Origin of the sequence: Photorhabdus kleinii (genome assembly GCF_025384885.1) — a bacterium.
GTDB classification, from domain to species: Bacteria; Pseudomonadota; Gammaproteobacteria; order Enterobacterales; family Enterobacteriaceae; genus Photorhabdus; species Photorhabdus kayaii.
The window spans coordinates 57,567-75,948 of sequence record NZ_JAJAFY010000008.1 but is presented as its reverse complement, the minus strand read 5'-3'; the positions used below and the strand labels follow the sequence as shown (position 1 = coordinate 75,948).

The window sequence follows — 18,382 nt, the reverse complement described above, 5'->3', positions numbered from 1 at the left end:
TATGCTCCTATTGATTAACTCTTTTGATAAAAATATATTCCCCAGAATGGTTTTTTCAATAAAACCTTGTGTGCCATCCAGATTATAGTATTCCTCTGGCTTGTATTGGTAATTCTTATGTCTACTGATAATTGATAATTGATAATTGATAATTGATAATTGATAATTGATAATTTGGCCAGATAACCATCATAAAATGGTGTTAGTAATCTAATTAAACCAAGATATTCGCCAACCAGAATTAGAGAATATAAAAGAATGAGTAATTTGTCACTATTGTCTATTTCTTTACCAATCAGGATTATAAAAAGGACAGGAATAACTTTTAAAAACGCATTTGATGCAATATCTACAGCTCGCCATAATGAATCAATGCGTTTTATTTTTTCTTCAGTATCAATAATTCTATTCAAGCTTAGAAATTTTCCCCCTTGGTACCCAGTTAACAATATAGCAGTCAGGGCCTCAAAGTTATCTCCAATAAATCCATATCTTAGCTTCCTTATCTTTGCTAGTTTCTTAGAAAGATGGACTCGTTTTTTAAATAGAAAAAATGATAATGGTATCAATATAGAACACAATGATAGTAAGCCAACTGTACCCTCTTCAATATTAACAACCATGAGAATGGAAAGATAGATAAAGCAAATTACCCTAGATATAATCAAAACAACACTAGTGTCATACGAGGAGTAATTTACAATGTCGTGTTCATTCTGCTGAGCATCTTTTTTGCTTGTAAAACAGTCATCAAATGTTGAGAGAATATAAGCCTGTTTTTTAGTAATAAGGAACAGGCTTATGTTATTAATTACACTTAAGGTAGGTCTCAATATTACAATTAAGAAGATAATCAGGCCAACATTACTTGCCTCTAAACCATTAGTCAAAGGCAGTGTTATTATGTAAATTAATATGGAAAATGAAAAAAAAGAAGATAATAAATTAATTCCTGTTTCAATAGGAAACAAGATAAAAGTACTATATTGCTTTCTTAAATCATTCTTAATTGCAGAGATATTCATTTTCTACCTTATTTTTGTGAGATATATTCTTCGTATACTTTAAGTGCTAAATCAGGCCTTCTTTGCTCTCCAAAGTATTTATAGAAAAACACAATGATGTTCTCATATATTCCACCAAGATACCAGCTACGTATACTCGTCCCTGCTAAGTCCCAAATTTGTATTTTACCTAAACATAGGCCAACGAAATCTTGAATATATATTTCAACACCAAATGGATATTCACTTAAATAGTTATCATGTGTGTAAGTCTTGGTAAATTGACAGGATGATACAGAATAAACATATCCAAAATCTTTATCTTTAAACTTTATTAGAATCCGGTTATCACTCAATTCACCATTTACATAGTTATTCATTGAAATTGCTAATCGGCCAACCAAAGGATCAATAGCTAGAGCTCGAGCCATGTCAGTTAGTTCATTTTCAATCGTAGCTAACCCATTTTTTTCTTCTGTTTCACTAAGTTCACCGAGTACAGGAATAAATGGGCTGAGCTCAACGCTAGATTCTTCATCCATGTACTTAATTAGCTTATTTTTTAGATTTAAATGTTTGTTTTTATTTAGTTCTATCCAGCCAGACAAACTGATTGAAAGCTTTCCATCTATAACTTCTATTACTTCACCTGGATATGGTCCACAAACATTTTCTTTAATTGATAATTGGTTGGCAATTTCAGACAATACCTTATTATATGAGAATAGGAATGGGCCATAATTCTCTCTTGGATTTATAAATCCATTGCCACAAATCAATATCTTAGTTTCCTCAGGGATGCCATCAAGATAGTCTATTAATATAGAGTTAAGTAATTTGACTCCTCTATAATTCTTGCCGCTAAGTCTTGACGATTCTAGTGGTAGCAAATTTGTATATGCTCCTTGAGCGTGTTTTGGTGTACACTGTGAATTATTTGCTACTATGATCCACTGTGGATTTGGGTATTGATCACCGATCCCTTCAATGTACTCCTCGCTGATTATTGCATCCACTGCTATAAAACCGTTACATTTTTCTTCATCAACATCTGATACTAAGTATTGAGTTACCCTTGACTCCCATAATATTGTTTCATATGGAGCAGAGAATGGCTTTATTTTGATATCTTTTACTCTTATTTCTTCTTTAAATGAATGTAATATGACATTATGCCCTAGGTGCTCTAAAGCTGTTTTTATACAGATTGGCATAAGTAGTGATATATAAATAGTTGTTCCCTTTGGCAGTATTGACAGAGTATCGATGTCGAAATGATCAACATGTTCATGTGATATAAATACAGCATCGATTGATGGCATATTACTTACATCAACGTTTCTTGGAGGGTATATTTCGAATTTTATATATCGGGTGTTCCCCATTGTTGAACCTAAGACAGGAACAATCAAAATATTTGTATTTTTGTGAGAGATTAGCCAACTTTGATGACCGACAAATGTTAATTGCATACATCACTCCATATATGGCAAAACAGCAACCTGTGTAGGTTGCTGTTAACTTAAAAATTAATAGTGGTAAGCAGCGATAGCGTCAGATTTTGAAGTCTGACTTTTGGAGTTTTTCTTTCCTTTTACTTGTTTAAGTAAACGTATTAATTTAACTTTTTCTTTATCACTCATATTTTTCTCTTTTAATCGATGATGTTGCCTAGTTCATTGGAATAAAAAAGAATACGTGGTTTTGCATAGTACTCCAAGAGAGTGTTAGTAAATTATTTTGATGTTTTTGGTCAATGATGACCTCTAAGATATGAGGTAAATGTCACATAAATTATGTTTTATATGCTCTATTTAACCGATGAGTGAGTTAGGGTTTGTTGACTAAAGAGAGTGAAGTTTATTGTTGGACCAGAGTTTTGGTAGTGTAAATTCTTTATTGAGAAAGCATCATAATTCCTAATGAAAACTGTAAGTAGTAGTAAATAGTACTTAGCTAATGTAAGTCCTACAGTGTTGTCCCATTTAATCAAGCATCAGTAAACAAGCTAATGTGCTTGATGTCTCGGTAAAAATGTCAATCTTCAAGTTAAAACGCTTTGTTATTGATGTACAAGATTGTGTATAGAAAACCAAATAGCGAGGCAGAGGAGAAAATCGACGACGCTGGCGCAAACTTTGCTTTCTGTCCATATGATTGCTCGTTAAGTTATTGGTGATACAGATTCACTCTGATAATTAACTATTTTAATTGACCGGTTATTCATTGAAGTATCATGAATTATCGTTAACTTTCAAATTCTTCAATAGTCACTTGCAACGATAATATTTTCCCATCGCGTAATAAAGTGACAGGAACAACGCTGCCGGGGCGTATTTCAGCCACTTGATCCATTGTTTCAACCGCAGAAATAGCAGGTTTATTATTGACACTGGTAATGATATCACCCACTTTAATACCGGCTTTTTGCGCTGGCCCGTTTGCAGTCACCTGAAATACTCGTAGCCCTTGAATCTGGTTAATATTGCCGTTAGAAGAGCGAATATGTGGCAGCTCTTGTGACGTTATGCCGATAAAACCCCGGATAACCCGTCCGTCACGGATAAGTTTCTGCATAATTTTAGTGGCGAGTTCAGTCGGAATAGCAAACCCCAATCCTTCTGGCGTTTCACCATTTTCACTTTTATCGAATGATAATGTATTGATACCTACCAGCTCACCAAGGGTGTTAATCAGTGCACCGCCGGAGTTACCTTGATTAATGGAAGCATCAGTTTGGAGAAAGTTTTGGCGGCGGGTAGGGCTTAATCCAACGCGACCGGTAGCGCTAATAATCCCTTGAGTAATGGTTTGCCCCAAGTTGTAAGGGTTACCAATGGCGAGAACGACATCTCCCACATGCGCGACTCTATTTGGATTAATCGTTATGACAGGCAGGTTCTCGGCATTAATTTTCAGGACAGCAAGATCCGTTAAGCTATCAGAACCTATGACCAGAGCTTCATAAAAATGACCGTCTTGCAGTGCAACAATAATTTGTCCTGCATTATTAATGACGTGTTTATTGGTAAGGATGTAGCCCTTATCGCTCATGATGACGCCAGAACCAAGGGTATGGTTTTCCCGACCTTGATGAGAAAAACTCCCCATGTTGCTGCTGTAGACGTTAACCACGGCGGGCGCCGCCCTGCGGACACCTTTATTAAAGCTGAATGGAACTTCGTCATTACTATTGCTGGTAATTGCAGATATCAGCCCGCTAGGGCGCAGCGATGGAATGGTAATCAGTAAAATTACAGCGACAAGTAATCCTAAAAAAGCAGAGCGCAGCAACTTGGCAATCATGGGTATTATTCAGTGTGAGTTAATGAGTCATGGCAGGATAACATAGAAATTAACAGACACCGCATTATGCTGTATCTACTTTTAGCGCTTCGATTATCACTATTGAGTTTTCATTAATAATAAAACGAAAAAATTTGTACTGACAGTTTACATGGGTATTAAACTTTTTTTATCGCATTTTGCTACAACTGGAGGGGTTTTAACGCTGTTTTCACTGTCTTTAATTTTTCGTTTTAGCGCTTTTTATTTACTTCGTAATGTTAAGATTTACTCAGATTAAATCATGTGAGGTGTCGTTTTTTATGTGATCTGAAAGCAAGGAGTGACAGAAACTTTCACTCATTTAGGGGGGATAGGGCTATGTGTGGCAGAATTATGAAACGTTATTTAATGCCAGCTTTTTAAAAGGTATAGAGTGAATTAAAGATGGTTTATTCCTTGCTATGATCATTTAAAAGTGAGTATACAGAGAAATTAGAGATTTTATATAAAAGGAGAAGGCAGGTTTAACTTAATAGATGCCTTTTTATAAGGGCAGTTAATTACATTTAATTAAATGCTATTAACCATTAACAGAAAGTTGAAAAGAAATCAGCAGGTAAAAGAATATTATTCAGCATGTTGATATTAAAGTGTTTTCTAACCGTTATTTTACTGAGAAAATTATAAACATAACGCAATAAAAAGAGGGATAAAACGGTTAATGTGGTAGGATTTAACTGCTAAACAGAAAGTTAATTATCGGAAAAAATATAAAGGGATATCTTTAACATTATCAAGTTATTTACTGTCATAATTTATGCGGAAAATAAAGGGTTGCGGCCTATAAAAAACTTTCAGAATTGAGAGTAAACAGTATCAGAAAAGATAAAAAAGCGGATATGATTAACGTTGGTTAAATGTAAAATACGATATGCCATGATGATTAAACTTAATAAAAATCAGGTGTTAAAAGTGGTAAAAACAACGTTTAACACCTGATGCCGATTAAAAGCAGCGGTTAAAACAATGGTTTATATTTTTTCATAACTTAATGCGTCCTTCTTCCACAATATCCAGTCGTTCGATGAAAAAATCAAAGTCAGCTTTTTCTTGTTGCAAAAAGGAATTCCAACTGGGTTTAGCTGGTTGAAAAATAATGGTATCGCCTTCACGAATAATTTCCAATACATTCACTCCTTAGAAATTGGGATAGCCAAGTATAAAACATTTTTACTAATGGAAAAACAAACCTCATTATTTTAAATAGGTTGATCAGCACCATAAGACACAGCGTTACGCTGTGCCTTAAATGGAATTGGATCGATTTTTACTAAAAGTATTAATTTCTCAGTAACAGATAGATACTCTCTTCTCCGCGAAGAATGTTCAGAGCTATGACGGGTGGTTTAGAATCAATAACTTTGCGCAGTTCATTAATGTTCTGTACCCGTTCATTATTGATCCCAACAATCAGGTCATTTTTCTGTAAGCCAGATAACACCGCCGGTGAGTTTTGAGCAACACTATCGATTTTCACACCGTAAGTCCCTTTCACTTCACCATTGCTTAGGGTTGCACCTTGCAGGGCAAGGGTTAGATTTCCGGCTTTGGTTGTTTGACCTTCACTGTTTTCCAGCGTAACAGAAACCTCCATTGGCTTACCTTTACGCAATAAACCAATTTTAATTTCTTTACCTGGTATCGTTGTGCCGATTTTGGCTTTCAGTTCAGCAAAGCTACTAATCTTCTTACCCTCAACGGAAATAAGAATATCGCCAGATTTAATACCTGCTTTCGCTGCTGCGGATTTTGGTAATACTTCACTGACAAATGCTCCGCGCTGGGCGTCAATATTGAATGCCTTAGCGATATCGGAATTCATTTCAGTACCTTTAATACCGAGGATACCGCGTTTTACTTCACCATGCGCGATAAGCTGCTCGCTCAGGGTTTTTGCCATATTACTTGGGATAGCAAAGCCGATACCGATGTTACCGCCACCTGGGGCTAGAATGGCGGTATTGATACCGATTAATTCACCATTCAAATTAACCAGTGCGCCACCGGAGTTGCCACGGTTAATAGAGGCATCTGTTTGGATGAAGTTTTCCAATCCTTCCAGATTCAAACCGCTACGCCCTAACGCAGAGATAATGCCGGAAGTTGCAGTTTGACCAAGGCCGAATGGATTACCAACTGCAACAGCGAAATCGCCAACTCGGAGCTTATCAGAATCGGCCATAGTAATTGCAGTTAAATTCTTAGCATCTTTCAGTTGCAGCAAGGCAATATCTGTCTGAGGATCGCGGCCTAATAATTTGGCTTCATATTCACGGCCATCATTCAATTGCACACGGATTTTATCTGCATTCTCAATAACGTGATTGTTGGTTAATATATAACCTTTGGCAGCGTCAATGATGACACCTGAACCAAGCCCTTGGAATGGGCGGGTACTTTCACGGCCCATTGGGAGATTTGGGCCAAAGAAGAACCTGAATTCTTCAGGTATACTCTGTTCCTGTTGTACCTGCGTACCAGAGACATGCACGCTGACAACCGCAGGCAGGACTTTTTCAAGCATCGGTGCGAGGCTTGGCAACGCCTGACCGGCGATAGCAGCAGGCAAAGCAGCATTGCTAATCGTAGGGACAGAAATTGTAGACAATCCGATACTGATGGCTAATGCACTAAGGAATAAGTGTTTTCTTTTCATCTAATTTTGTTCTCTTGTATACCTAAGCCGAAGGCTAATTGAGTTAATTCTGGCAAGCTGCCATGATTACTCTATGACTGTTAATTATTAAATAAAGTTCATCGGGCAAACAGATTTAGCATGATTCTTTACAGGTATTTACATGATTGAAAAACAAAAAAACAAAACTTGTAGGTAGATAATAGATTTTACATTTGAATTAATGCTGTGGCACACGATGTGCCACAGCAGGGTATTTACTGGTTTTTTTCATTCATCGGACGAAACAGGCCGGAAGCGCCATCGGAATAATCTCTTGGTGGCATTTTAACCGGAGATTGATCATTATCCGCTTCTGACTCAGTCAATCGATAATTAAATGGATTTTCTTGTGCTGGCATATTCGGCATCAGTTCATGAGAGCTTTTAGCCATATGTTGATATAACTGACGATAATCGCGAGCCATATTGTCGAGTAATTCTGCACTACGGGCAAAATGACCAACTAATTCTTTACGGTACTCTTCCAGTTCTGATTTATTATTCTCCAGTTCAGTTTGTAAGGCTTTTTGCTGGCGCAGCTTAGTGTTACCAAAACGCATAACTAGCGCTCCGATAGCAAAACCAACCACCAAGCCAATCAGTGCATACTCCCAAGTCATAGCTACTCCTTCATCGACATCGTTGTTCCGCAGAATGTTTCACTTAATTATCGTCACTATAACCGTTAATCTAGTTAGAGTGGAATATTGATCATGATTTACATTTGCTTGTAGATCTTATTGTGGACCTTATTGTAGACAATTGATCCGGTAATAAGGTCAATCTGAATCATAAAAACGATAAAAAACGGGCGATTATTTTAAGGATTGTTATTGTTATGCCATCATTGATTACCCCTTCATCATACTATCAAGAAGCCCTTTCTAAGGGTAAATACCAACCAGATGATGTTCAGCGCCAAGTTGTAGCGCAATTGGATACCATTCACAATACTCTGATTAATGCTTCTCCCGGCAATCCCGTAAGGCGACAAAGCTTGAAAAGGCGTCTGAGTAAACTGTTAGGAAAGCAGGCTTCAAGGAGCTGTGCACCTGTTCAAGGGCTTTATATGTGGGGGGGCGTTGGTAGAGGGAAAACTTGGTTAATGGATATGTTTTACCAGAGTTTACCCGGTGAAAGAAAACTACGTTTGCATTTCCATCGTTTTATGCTGCGGGTACATGAAGAATTAAAGGTATTGCAAGGGCATGAAAATCCGCTGGATATTGTGGCTGATGGTTTTAAAACGGAAACAGATGTACTTTGCTTTGATGAATTTTTTGTCTCCGATATTACTGATGCTATGATTCTTGGTACATTGTTGGAAGCGCTGTTTGTCAGGGGGATTACCTTGATTGCAACGTCAAATATTCCTCCTGATGAACTCTATCGTAATGGTTTACAGAGAGCTCGCTTTTTGCCTGCTATTGAGCAGATCAAAAAATATTGTGACGTGATGAATGTGGATTCGGGTATTGACTATCGGTTGCGCACGTTGACTCAAGCTCATCTCTATTTCACACCGCTGAATGAAGATAATGAACGTGCGATGGATCGAATGTTTACTCTTTTAGCTGGTAATAGCGGTGAACAAGCCGCTGTATTGGAAATTAACCACCGGCAGATGCCCGCGATTCGTCATGCTGACGGTGTATTGGCAATTGGATTTAAAGTTTTGTGTGAAGATGCGCGTAGTCAGATAGATTATATTGTTTTATCAAAACTTTATCACACGGTTTTGTTATATCAGGTTCCAGCGATAATGCCGGGTAATGAAAATGCTGCTCGCCGTTTCCTGGCACTGGTTGATGAATTTTACGAACGCCGGGTAAAATTGATAATTAATGCGGCGGTGCCGATGGAGCAAATTTACCAAGGGGTGTTGTTGGTTTTCGAATACCAGCGTTGCTTATCCCGTTTGCAAGAGATGCAAAGTGAAGAGTATCTGAAATTACCTCATTTACCTTAATTTTGTGTTCACCCGTATATTTCAGACTCAAAACTGATTTTAAATATTCAAATTGGGGTCGATTTTTATTTTTGACTTCTCTATAATCTTGCAACCCCACGTTACGGCAATGTTTTTTTCCCAAAAACTTGCAATAGTGCCGGCATAGGCTATTCGAAGGGGTAGGTTTGCTGGACAAGAGTCGTGTGAACCTCAGCAAGTTTCTGAACCTTGAGTGTTCACCAACGTGTAACTTATTATTGGGTAAGCTTTAATGAAAACTTTTACAGCTAAACCAGAAACCGTAAAACGCGACTGGTATGTTGTTGACGCAGATGGCAAAACTTTAGGCCGTCTTGCAACTGAAGTGGCTAGCCGTCTGCGCGGCAAGCATAAAGCGGAATACACTCCGCATGTTGATACCGGTGATTACATCATCATCGTTAATGCAGAAAAAGTTGCAGTCACCGGCAACAAGCGTTCTGATAAAATCTACTATCACCACACCGGTCATATCGGTGGTATTAAGCAAGCGACCTTTGAAGAGATGATTGCCCGCCGCCCTGAGCGTGTAATTGAAATCGCGGTTAAAGGCATGCTGCCAAAAGGGCCGCTGGGCCGTGCAATGTACCGTAAACTGAAAGTTTATGCAGGTAGCGAGCACAACCATGCGGCACAGCAACCGCAAGTTCTGGACATTTAATCGGGATTATAGGCAATGGCTGAAAATCAATACTACGGCACTGGTCGCCGCAAAAGCTCTTCCGCACGTGTCTTTATTAAGCCAGGTAGCGGTAATATCGTCATCAACAAACGCAGCCTTGAAGTTTACTTCGGCCGTGAAACAGCGCGCATGGTTGTTCGTCAGCCGCTGGAGTTGGTTGATATGTTGGGTAAACTGGATCTGTACATCACTGTTAAAGGTGGTGGTATTTCTGGTCAAGCAGGTGCAATCCGTCACGGTATCACCCGCGCACTGATGGCGTATGACGAAACTCTGCGTTCTGATCTTCGTAAAGCTGGCTTCGTTACCCGCGATGCTCGTGAAGTTGAACGTAAGAAAGTTGGTCTGCGTAAAGCACGTCGTCGTCCACAGTTCTCCAAACGTTAATTTTTTGTCTTTATGGCAATTATTTAATGTGCAAACCCGTCTTTGTGGCGGGTTTTTTACTTAATTATCCACACACTTCCCCCAAAATGTACAAAATCTGGTAAACTAGTGCCAATTTTTGCCTCATCCATTTGTCTGCCTACTATCTGAACGGTAGTAATTGCGTTGAAACGGTAATGATTGCGTTGAAACGAAAGTAATTGTGTTGAGTAGCGCATTCCGTATTCACCGTTGTGGCGTAGAAACATAAGGGATGAGAATGAATGAGTAAGAATAGTCGTGGTCGTGTGGGGCTATTCATTCCCTTTTTAGATAAACTTGGAGGTTTTCATGGCTGTCGCTGCCAACAAACGTTCGGTAATGACTCTGTTTTCAGGCCCGGCCGACATTTTTAGCCATCAAGTGCGAATTGTATTGGCGGAAAAAGGTGTCAGTGTTGAAGTTGAGCAGGTTGAGGCAGGTAACTTGCCACAGGACCTTATCGATCTGAACCCTTATCAGACAGTTCCGACTTTGGTTGATCGTGAGCTGACGCTATATGATTCCCGCATCATTATGGAATATCTGGATGAACGCTTTCCTCATCCACCATTAATGCCTGTATATCCAGTTGCCCGTGGTTCCAGCCGTTTGATGATGCACCGCATCGAAAAAGACTGGTATTCCCTGATGCATACTATTGAGGAAGGCAATTCTCAAGAGGCCAATACTGCCCGTAAACGATTAGCAGAAGAGTTGCTAGCAGTGGCGCCAATATTTAAAGAGATGCCATTCTTTATGAGCGAAGAATTCAGTTTGGTTGATTGTTATCTTGCTCCTTTACTGTGGCGTTTGCCGGTATTGGGTATAGAATTACCGAGTTCTGGTACTAAAGATTTACAAATTTACATGCAGCGTGTCTTTGAGCGTGATGCATTCTTGGCTTCATTAACCGAAGCTGAACGTGAAATGCGCTTGCAATCCAGGAGCTGATTTATGGAGCTGTCTCAAATGTCTCCCCGTCGTCCTTATTTGTTGCGTGCTCACTATGAGTGGTTACTCGATAATGATATGACTCCGCATCTAGTTATAGACGTGACTTTACGTGGAGTTAATGTACCAATGGAATATGCCCGTGATGGGCAAATTGTGCTGAATATAGCGCCGAGAGCTGTTGGTAATCTTGAGTTAACCAATGATGAAGTACGCTTCAATGCCCGTTTTGGTGGTGTTCCCCGTCGGGTTAATGTACCGATGGCGGCAGTTATTGCGATTTATGGCCGTGAAAATGGGGCGGGAATGATGTTTGAGCCTGAAGCAGCTTATAAAGATGAATATCTTTTTAAATCCGCTTCAGATCAGGATAAGGCTGATACCTCTGCATCCGCGACAGATAATCTGGTATTAGTTACGGATGCATTGCCCGGTGCTGGAGATGATAGTGGAGCTTCACCTGATGATGAGCCACCAAAACCGACAAGAGGGCGCCCTGCTTTACGGGTAGTAAAATAAGCGTTAAAAGAGGGGGCGGTTTGCCTCCTTATTTTTTCAAATTCATTGATTAGAATTCTGTATTGTAGGCTTTTTCTAATTCCCAAAAACAATCTTCTGCTCCGTTTTTAGCTTTGGAATCTGTGATAGCGCCTAAGCTCTTTTTAACCTTATCTACAAATTCTATTTTATTCTCTCTGGTCCCCAGTTCTGGTGGGATTGTGCAGATATCAGCCAATGATATATTGTTTTCTTTATCTACGTTAGCAAGGACTTCAACAGGATTATTAATTAATGCTAGGGATAATGCGTAGCGAACTTCTTTGGCAAAACCTAGGTGTATGCTTTGCGTTAATTTAAAAGCCAGTTTTATCCATTTACTATCACCAGTAGAAATGTTGTGAGTGATTTCTTGTTTGGCTCCTATTTCACCTAATTCTGCCACTACAGAATTGGTACCTCTATTCATAATTTCTTTATTAATATTTTCAGATGTTAAGGGCTGTGATAAAGCAAGTGCTGTATGACTGATAAACAGCATTGGAGATAATAAAGTTAAGGTTTTTATTAGCTTCATTAATATTTCCAGTATTTATAGTTGAATAAGCATCGTGATATTTGTGTCGGTTAATTAGAATATTTTATTTAAAACCCACACTAATGAGAATGAATATTCCAAAATATTATGTATGACAGTAATAAGTGTGGAATGTTCATTAAATACACTTGTTTTTTGTGTAAGAGTAATTCAATTAATATAAATTATCGAACTGATGATAGAAAGAGTTGGGAGCTGAAAAGCTCCCTTGGTTGATTAGATATTGAGATAATCAAGAATGCCTTGCGCGGCTTTACGCCCCTCGGCAATTGCGGTTACAACGAGATCTGAGCCACGAACAGCATCTCCACCAGCAAATATCTGCGGATTGCTAGTTTGAAAGGGAGTGTCTGAGTACTCTGGTGCGACAATGCGTCCTTGTTTATCCAAGGTTACTTGGTGATCACTTAGCCAGTTCATGGTATGTGGTTTAAAGCCAAATGCCATGATCACTGCATCGGCCTTAAGCAGGTGTTCCGAACCTGCGATAATTTCAGCTTGGCGGCGTCCATTCTCATCAGGTTGACCTAATTGAGTCCGTACCATTTTTATGCCACAAACTTGACCTGAATGGTTGATTTCAATCCTGACCGGTTGCAGATTAAACAGAAATTCTACACCTTCTTCCTTGGAATTTTTGACTTCACGCTGAGAGCCTGGCATGTTGATTTCGTCACGACGATAAGCACAGGTAACTGAAGCTGCTTTTTGGCGAATAGCCGTTCTGACACAATCCATTGCAGTATCGCCGCCGCCAAGCACCACGACCCGCTTACCTTGCATATTGATGAAAGGTTGCGATTGTAGGGCGGGATAACCCATCAAATGCCGGGTATTGGCAGTCAGAAATGGCAGAGCATCATAAACACCATCAGCATCTTCATTTGCCAGCCCCCCACGTATTGACTGATAGGTTCCTACACCAAGAAATACCGCATCAAACTGCTCAGTCAGTTCAGATAAGGCAATATCTTTGCCTATTTCAGTATTGAGCCGGAATTCAATTCCCATCTCAGAGAAAATTTCACGGCGGCGTATCATGACCTCTTTTTCCAGTTTAAACGCCGGTATGCCAAAGGTGAGTAATCCACCGATTTCCGGGTGACGATCAAAAACAACGGCTTGTACGCCATTACGAGTCAATACATCAGCACAAGCTAGCCCAGCAGGGCCTGCACCAATAATCGCAACCTGTTTGCCCGTTGGCTGAACTTGTGACATATCGGGCTTCCAGCCCATAGCAATCGCTTTATCATTGATGTAGCGTTCAATATTACCAATGGTTACTGCACCGAACTCATCATTCAGAGTGCAAGCGCCTTCACAAAGGCGATCCTGTGGACAAACACGACCACAAACTTCCGGCAGGCTGTTTGTTTGATGAGATAAATCAGCCGCTTCCATAATACGTCCTTCATTGGCAAGTTTAAGCCAATTGGGAATGTAGTTATGAACAGGACATTTCCATTCGCAATAAGGGTTACCACAAGAAAGGCAGCGATCAGCCTGTGTCTGTGCCTGATTTGCTGAAAATGGTTCATAGATTTCCACAAATTCTATTTTACGGATTTTCAGCGGCTTTTTAGGCGGATCGACGCGTTGTAAGTCGATAAACTGATATACATTCTGGCTCATCTTGGCTCCTTATTGCGCTTGAATTCGCAACTCTGCGGAAGAACGACTGCGATGTCCCAATAGGGCTTTCACATCACTGGATTTTGGTTTCACAAGCGCAAATTTGCTCAGCCACTGTTGCCAGTTAGCAAGAATATCTTCACCGCGTTGGGAGCCTGTCAGGTGGACGTGTTCAGTGATAAGCCCTCTCAAGTGCTCTTCGTGGATAGCTAAGGCATCTACTGCCAGTACTTCAACCAACTCTAGGTTAACCCGTTTGCGGAAATCATCATTTTCATCCAGGACATAAGCAAAGCCGCCGGTCATTCCTGCACCAAAATTTATTCCAGTGCGTCCGAGAATACAGACGATACCTCCTGTCATATATTCACAGCCGTTATCTCCGATACCTTCCACAACCGTGATAGCACCTGAATTACGAACGGCGAAGCGTTCTCCTGCTCGCCCGGCTGCAAACAGCTTGCCTCCGGTTGCACCGTAGAGACATGTGTTGCCAATGAGGGTTGCCTGATAGCTTTTGAAAGCAGAACCTACAGGAGGGTGTATGACAATGCGACCGCCAGCCATACCTTTACCGACATAATCATTGGCATCACCGATGAGTGTCAGCTCCAGACCGCCGGCATTCCAGACGCCAAAACTTTGACCGGCAGTACCATTGAAATGAATTTTTATGGGCGCCGCGGCGATCCCCTGATTACCATATCGAGCAGCGATAAAACCGGAAAGGGAAGCGCCCACTGAACGATCGGTATTACGGATATCGAAATAGAAAGTTTTACTTTGTTGCTTCTCAATATAGCTGGAAGCTTGAGCCAGTAAGTTTTTATTCATTGTTCCGTCGTCAAATGGCGGATTGCTTTCAGTGCAATATAAGGCTTTGCCCTGATGGGGGTCTGCGGTTGCCAAGAGCGGATCAAGATTGAGTTTGCTCTGTTTTGCTGAAATACCTTCCAGTACTTTCAACAGGTCAGTTCGGCCTATTAAATCAGTTAGATTTTTGACACCCAATGTAGCCATGATTTCTCTGGTTTCACGGGCGATGAAGCGGAAATAATTCATTACCCGTTCAGGTAATCCGTGGTAGTGGTCGCGACGTAATTTCTCATCCTGAGTGGCAACCCCGGTTGCACAATTATTAAGATGGCAAATACGCAGATATTTGCATCCAAGGGCAACCATTGGCCCAGTACCGAAACCGAAACTTTCAGCGCCAAGAATGGCCGCTTTAATAATATCTACGCCTGTTTTCAACCCGCCGTCAACTTGTAAGCGGATCTTATGACGTAATCCGTTAGCAACTAACGCTTGTTGGGTTTCCACCAGCCCCAATTCCCACGGGCATCCTGCATATTTCACTGATGATAATGGACTGGCGCCGGTACCGCCGTCATAGCCTGCGATAGTAATTAAATCGGCATAAGCTTTGGCAACGCCAGTGGCAACAGTACCAACACCGGGTTCTGAAACCAGTTTTACTGAGATCAGCGCATTGGGGTTGATCTGTTTTAGATCGAAAATCAACTGAGCCAAATCTTCAATAGAGTAAATATCGTGATGTGGTGGTGGAGAAATAAGTGTTACGCCGGGTACGGAATAACGCAGTTTTGCAATGTACGGTGTTACCTTATCACCCGGTAATTGCCCACCTTCTCCGGGTTTAGCACCTTGCGCGACTTTAATCTGAATCACATCAGCGTTGACCAGATAAGCAGGTGTCACACCAAACCGACCGGAAGCAACTTGTTTGATACGGGAAACCTTTTTTGTTCCATAACGTGCAGGATCTTCTCCACCTTCGCCGGAGTTGGAAAAACCACCTAGCGTATTCATAGCTTCAGCCAGAGCTTCGTGTGCTTCCGGGCTTAATGCTCCAATCGACATCGCTGCGGTATCAAAGCGTTTAAACAGCTCTTCGGCAGGTTCTACTTCTTCAATAGGTAGAGGTTCACCTTTTGTTTTTATCGCCAGCAAATCACGGATTGTGGTAATTGGACGCTGATTAACCAGACGAGAATATTTCAAGTAATCGTTATATTCGCCACTATGAACCGCAGACTGTAAAGTGCTTATAACATCTGGGTTATAAGCGTGATATTCGCCGTTATGAACATATTTCAGCAATCCGCCCTGATCGAGTGGTTGACGAGCAAGCCATGCACGTTTAGATAAGTTTTGCAGATCTTGCTCGAAATCGCTGAAATTAGCACCGCCAATTCGGCTGACGACGCCATTGAAGCAGAATTCAGTTAATTCGAAATGTAAGCCGACAGCTTCAAATAGTTTAGAGCAGCGATAGGAGGCGATAGTCGAGATGCCCATTTTCGACATGATTTTATATAACCCTTTATTGATACCATTGCGGTAGTTAAGCATGACATCAGCATAAGGTTTATTAATTGTGCCATTATCGACCATTTTGGCGAGGGATTCATAAGCCAGGTAGGGATAAATCGCTGTTGCACCAAATCCCAGTAGTACAGTGAAATGGTGTGGATCACGGGCACTCGCTGTTTCTACTATCAAGTTGGTATCACAGCGTAGGCTTTTTTCTACCAAACGGTGTTGAATAGCGCCAACAGCCATAGGAGCTGGTATAGGTAACTTCTCCGACGTAATGTTGCGGTCAGATAATACCAATAATACCGCACCATCTCTGGCGAGTTGTTCAGCCTGATCACACAATGCAAACAAGGCATTTTGCAGATTGGTTTCTTGTGGATTGAAAGTTAAGTCTAATTGTTCTGCGCGATAGTGTGGACTTTGCTGCGTTATTAATTGATGAAAGTCAGAGTAGAGCAGAATAGGAGATTTAAAACTTAATCGGTGTGCCTGTCCCTCTGCTTCACAAAATACGTTCATCTCCCGCCCGATGCAGGTGGTGAGAGACATAACATGTGCTTCGCGTAGTGGGTCGATTGGCGGATTAGTGACTTGAGCAAATTGCTGGCGGAAATAGTCATAAATAATCCGTGGGCGGCTGGAAAGGACGGCAAACGGCGTATCATCTCCCATTGAACCGGTTGCTTCCTGACCATTCTCTCCCAGGACACGGATGATTTGATCTAGCTCTTCGTTGCTGTAGGCAAATTGTTTGTGATAGACCGCTAAGGATTGATCGTTCAGATCCCGATGACCCGCTTGATCTTCCAGTAATTCTTCGAATGGGGTCAGACGCTTGACGTTTTTATCCATCCATTCTTTATAGGGATGGCGGCTTTTCAAGTCATTGTCTGTTTCTTCTGCATGAAGGATACGGCCTTGGCGGGTATCAATCACGATAAGTTCACCGGGACCAACTCGCCCTTTTTCCACCACTTCATCCGGTTGATAATCCCAGATACCGACTTCGGAAGCACAGGTGATCAACTTATCTTTGGTGATAACATAACGGGCTGGGCGCAAGCCATTACGATCCAGATTACAGGCAGCGTAGCGTCCATCTGACATAACGATACCCGCGGGGCCATCCCACGGTTCCATGTGCATAGAGTTGAAATCAAAAAAAGCCCGCAGATCTTCATCCATATCAGGATTGTTTTGCCATGCGGGAGGAACCAGCAATCGCATAGCACGGATTAAATCCATTCCGCCGTTGAGAAACAGTTCCAGCATATTATCCAGCGAGCTGGAATCTGACCCTGTTTCATTGACAAAAGGGGCCGCAGTGTGCAGATCGGGAATAAGCGGTGTCTTGAATTTATAGGATCTTGCTCGTGCCCACTGGCGGTTACCGGTGATGGTGTTTATTTCACCGTTATGGGCAAGATAGCGGAAAGGTTGTGCCAATGGCCAGCGCGGGACGGTATTGGTTGAAAAGCGTTGATGGAATAGGCAAATTGCCGATTCCAAACGTAAATCAGCCAGATCGGGATAGAAACGGGGCAAATCTGCCGCCATGCACAGCCCTTTATAGATAGTCACTAGGTTAGACAAACTGCAAACATAAAAGTCGCTGTCATTGATGCGTTTTTCTATTCGGCGGCGAGCAACGAACAAGCGGCGTTCTAAATCACGTGCACGCCAGCCAGCCGGAGCATTAACAAAAATCTGTTCAATATGAGGGAGGCTTGAAAGGGCTATTTCGCCCAGAATATCACTGTTGATGGGGACTTCACGCCAGCCAACGACTGACAGGGTTTCATTTTGTAGCTCTTGTTCGATGATTGCCCGGCAGTGTTGTGCAATCTGAGGATCTTGGCTGAGAAATAGCATACCGACGGCGTAATTGCGGGCTAAATGCCACTCTTGCTCCTGTGCGACCATCCGAAAAAAGCGGTCAGGTTTTTGCAACAATAAACCACAACCGTCACCGGTTTTGCCATCTGCCAGGATTGCCCCACGATGTTGCATTCTGGCTAGGGCATGGATAGCGGTACGTACTACTTTGTGGCTTGGCTCCCCTTCAATATGGGCTATCAGTCCAAAGCCACAGTTATCCTTTTCTTGAGATTTGTTATATAGCATAGTGTGAACCTCCCGAGGTTCTGTCCGACTCTCACAGAAACTCACAGACATTTGTGAGATTAATATTTTTTACTGGCGTCTGAATTGCGCCCTCAATCAACCACCACTTGTTTATTTGTGATAA

At 41.3% G+C, this 18,382-nt stretch carries 14 protein-coding genes and 1 pseudogene; 5 read left to right on the top strand and 10 right to left on the bottom strand.

Annotated elements, in window-relative coordinates; all coding sequences use genetic code 11:
• Positions 1-14: 14 nt before the first annotated feature.
• From LG003_RS06995 to zapG, 7 genes and pseudogenes are all read right to left on the bottom strand, one after another.
• Positions 15-1,025: a hypothetical protein gene (locus LG003_RS06995; RefSeq protein WP_262980421.1), complete on the bottom strand. Its 1,011-nt coding sequence runs from the start codon at positions 1,023-1,025 to the stop codon at positions 15-17.
• 8 nt (positions 1,026-1,033) lie between these two features.
• Positions 1,034-2,476, bottom strand: a complete 1,443-nt coding sequence (locus LG003_RS06990) for an MBL fold metallo-hydrolase (protein ID WP_262980420.1) — start codon at positions 2,474-2,476, stop codon at positions 1,034-1,036.
• Between the two features lie 513 nt (positions 2,477-2,989).
• A complete protein-coding gene (locus tag LG003_RS06985) occupies positions 2,990-3,157 on the bottom strand; it encodes a hypothetical protein (RefSeq protein WP_262980419.1) in 168 nt (55 codons plus the stop codon).
• 94 nt (positions 3,158-3,251) lie between these two features.
• Positions 3,252-4,310, bottom strand: a complete 1,059-nt coding sequence (gene degS, locus LG003_RS06980) for an outer membrane-stress sensor serine endopeptidase DegS (protein WP_112878888.1) — start codon at positions 4,308-4,310, stop codon at positions 3,252-3,254.
• Positions 4,311-5,333: 1,023 nt separating this feature from the next.
• A pseudogene (locus LG003_RS06975) lies at positions 5,334-5,489 on the bottom strand (type II toxin-antitoxin system VapB family antitoxin); the annotation flags it as partial.
• A gap of 142 nt (positions 5,490-5,631) precedes the next feature.
• Positions 5,632-7,008 carry a serine endoprotease DegQ gene (gene degQ / locus LG003_RS06970; RefSeq protein WP_112878887.1) on the bottom strand — a complete coding sequence of 459 codons (1,377 nt, stop codon included), beginning with the start codon at positions 7,006-7,008 and terminating at the stop codon, positions 5,632-5,634.
• A 236-nt stretch (positions 7,009-7,244) separates the two neighbouring features.
• Entirely contained in the window at positions 7,245-7,649 is a 405-nt protein-coding gene (zapG, locus tag LG003_RS06965; RefSeq protein WP_011148149.1) for a Z-ring associated protein ZapG, read from the bottom strand.
• A gap of 218 nt (positions 7,650-7,867) precedes the next feature.
• On the opposite strand from zapG, the gene zapE reads away from it, so the two are divergent.
• The 5 genes from zapE to sspB all read left to right on the top strand — a co-directional run bounded on the left by zapE (position 7,868) and on the right by sspB (position 11,579).
• A complete protein-coding gene (gene zapE / locus LG003_RS06960) occupies positions 7,868-8,998 on the top strand; it encodes a cell division protein ZapE (protein WP_262980418.1) in 1,131 nt (376 codons plus the stop codon).
• A 253-nt stretch (positions 8,999-9,251) separates the two neighbouring features.
• Positions 9,252-9,680, top strand: a complete 429-nt coding sequence (gene rplM / locus LG003_RS06955) for a 50S ribosomal protein L13 (protein WP_112878885.1) — start codon at positions 9,252-9,254, stop codon at positions 9,678-9,680.
• Between the two features lie 15 nt (positions 9,681-9,695).
• A complete protein-coding gene (gene rpsI / locus LG003_RS06950) occupies positions 9,696-10,088 on the top strand; it encodes a 30S ribosomal protein S9 (RefSeq protein ID WP_011148146.1) in 393 nt (130 codons plus the stop codon).
• Between the two features lie 330 nt (positions 10,089-10,418).
• A complete protein-coding gene (gene sspA, locus LG003_RS06945) occupies positions 10,419-11,060 on the top strand; it encodes a stringent starvation protein SspA (protein ID WP_058589205.1) in 642 nt (213 codons plus the stop codon).
• Between the two features lie 3 nt (positions 11,061-11,063).
• Positions 11,064-11,579, top strand: coding sequence for a ClpXP protease specificity-enhancing factor (sspB, locus tag LG003_RS06940; protein ID WP_112878884.1), 516 nt, complete (start codon positions 11,064-11,066; stop codon positions 11,577-11,579).
• Positions 11,580-11,628: 49 nt separating this feature from the next.
• Here the strand turns inward: sspB and LG003_RS06935 are convergent, their stop codons facing one another.
• The 3 genes from LG003_RS06935 to gltB all read right to left on the bottom strand — a co-directional run bounded on the left by LG003_RS06935 (position 11,629) and on the right by gltB (position 18,258).
• Positions 11,629-12,135: a hypothetical protein gene (locus tag LG003_RS06935; protein ID WP_112878883.1), complete on the bottom strand. Its 507-nt coding sequence runs from the start codon at positions 12,133-12,135 to the stop codon at positions 11,629-11,631.
• 237 nt (positions 12,136-12,372) lie between these two features.
• Positions 12,373-13,791 carry a glutamate synthase small subunit gene (locus LG003_RS06930; protein WP_112878882.1) on the bottom strand — a complete coding sequence of 473 codons (1,419 nt, stop codon included), beginning with the start codon at positions 13,789-13,791 and terminating at the stop codon, positions 12,373-12,375.
• A 9-nt stretch (positions 13,792-13,800) separates the two neighbouring features.
• Positions 13,801-18,258 (bottom strand): glutamate synthase large subunit, encoded by a 4,458-nt coding sequence (gene gltB, locus LG003_RS06925; protein WP_262980417.1) that lies wholly within the window; start codon positions 18,256-18,258, stop codon positions 13,801-13,803.
• Between the last annotated feature and the right edge of the window lie 124 nt (positions 18,259-18,382).

Bases quoted from the DNA above. Each gene is read 5' to 3' on its own strand.
- zapG (WP_011148149.1), bottom strand. From the start codon at position 7,649: ATGACTTGGGAGTATGCACTGATTGGCTTGGTGGTTGGTTTTGCTATC.
- LG003_RS06930 (WP_112878882.1), bottom strand. From the start codon at position 13,791: ATGAGCCAGAATGTATATCAGTTTATCGACTTACAACGCGTCGATCCG.
- sspA (WP_058589205.1), top strand. From the start codon at position 10,419: ATGGCTGTCGCTGCCAACAAACGTTCGGTAATGACTCTGTTTTCAGGC.
- LG003_RS06995 (WP_262980421.1), bottom strand. From the start codon at position 1,025: ATGAATATCTCTGCAATTAAGAATGATTTAAGAAAGCAATATAGTACT.
- rpsI (WP_011148146.1), top strand. From the start codon at position 9,696: ATGGCTGAAAATCAATACTACGGCACTGGTCGCCGCAAAAGCTCTTCC.
- sspB (WP_112878884.1), top strand. From the start codon at position 11,064: ATGGAGCTGTCTCAAATGTCTCCCCGTCGTCCTTATTTGTTGCGTGCT.
- zapE (WP_262980418.1), top strand. From the start codon at position 7,868: ATGCCATCATTGATTACCCCTTCATCATACTATCAAGAAGCCCTTTCT.
- LG003_RS06985 (WP_262980419.1), bottom strand. From the start codon at position 3,157: ATGGACAGAAAGCAAAGTTTGCGCCAGCGTCGTCGATTTTCTCCTCTG.
- rplM (WP_112878885.1), top strand. From the start codon at position 9,252: ATGAAAACTTTTACAGCTAAACCAGAAACCGTAAAACGCGACTGGTAT.
- gltB (WP_262980417.1), bottom strand. From the start codon at position 18,258: ATGCTATATAACAAATCTCAAGAAAAGGATAACTGTGGCTTTGGACTG.
- LG003_RS06990 (WP_262980420.1), bottom strand. From the start codon at position 2,476: ATGCAATTAACATTTGTCGGTCATCAAAGTTGGCTAATCTCTCACAAA.
- LG003_RS06935 (WP_112878883.1), bottom strand. From the start codon at position 12,135: ATGAAGCTAATAAAAACCTTAACTTTATTATCTCCAATGCTGTTTATC.
- degS (WP_112878888.1), bottom strand. From the start codon at position 4,310: ATGATTGCCAAGTTGCTGCGCTCTGCTTTTTTAGGATTACTTGTCGCT.
- degQ (WP_112878887.1), bottom strand. From the start codon at position 7,008: ATGAAAAGAAAACACTTATTCCTTAGTGCATTAGCCATCAGTATCGGA.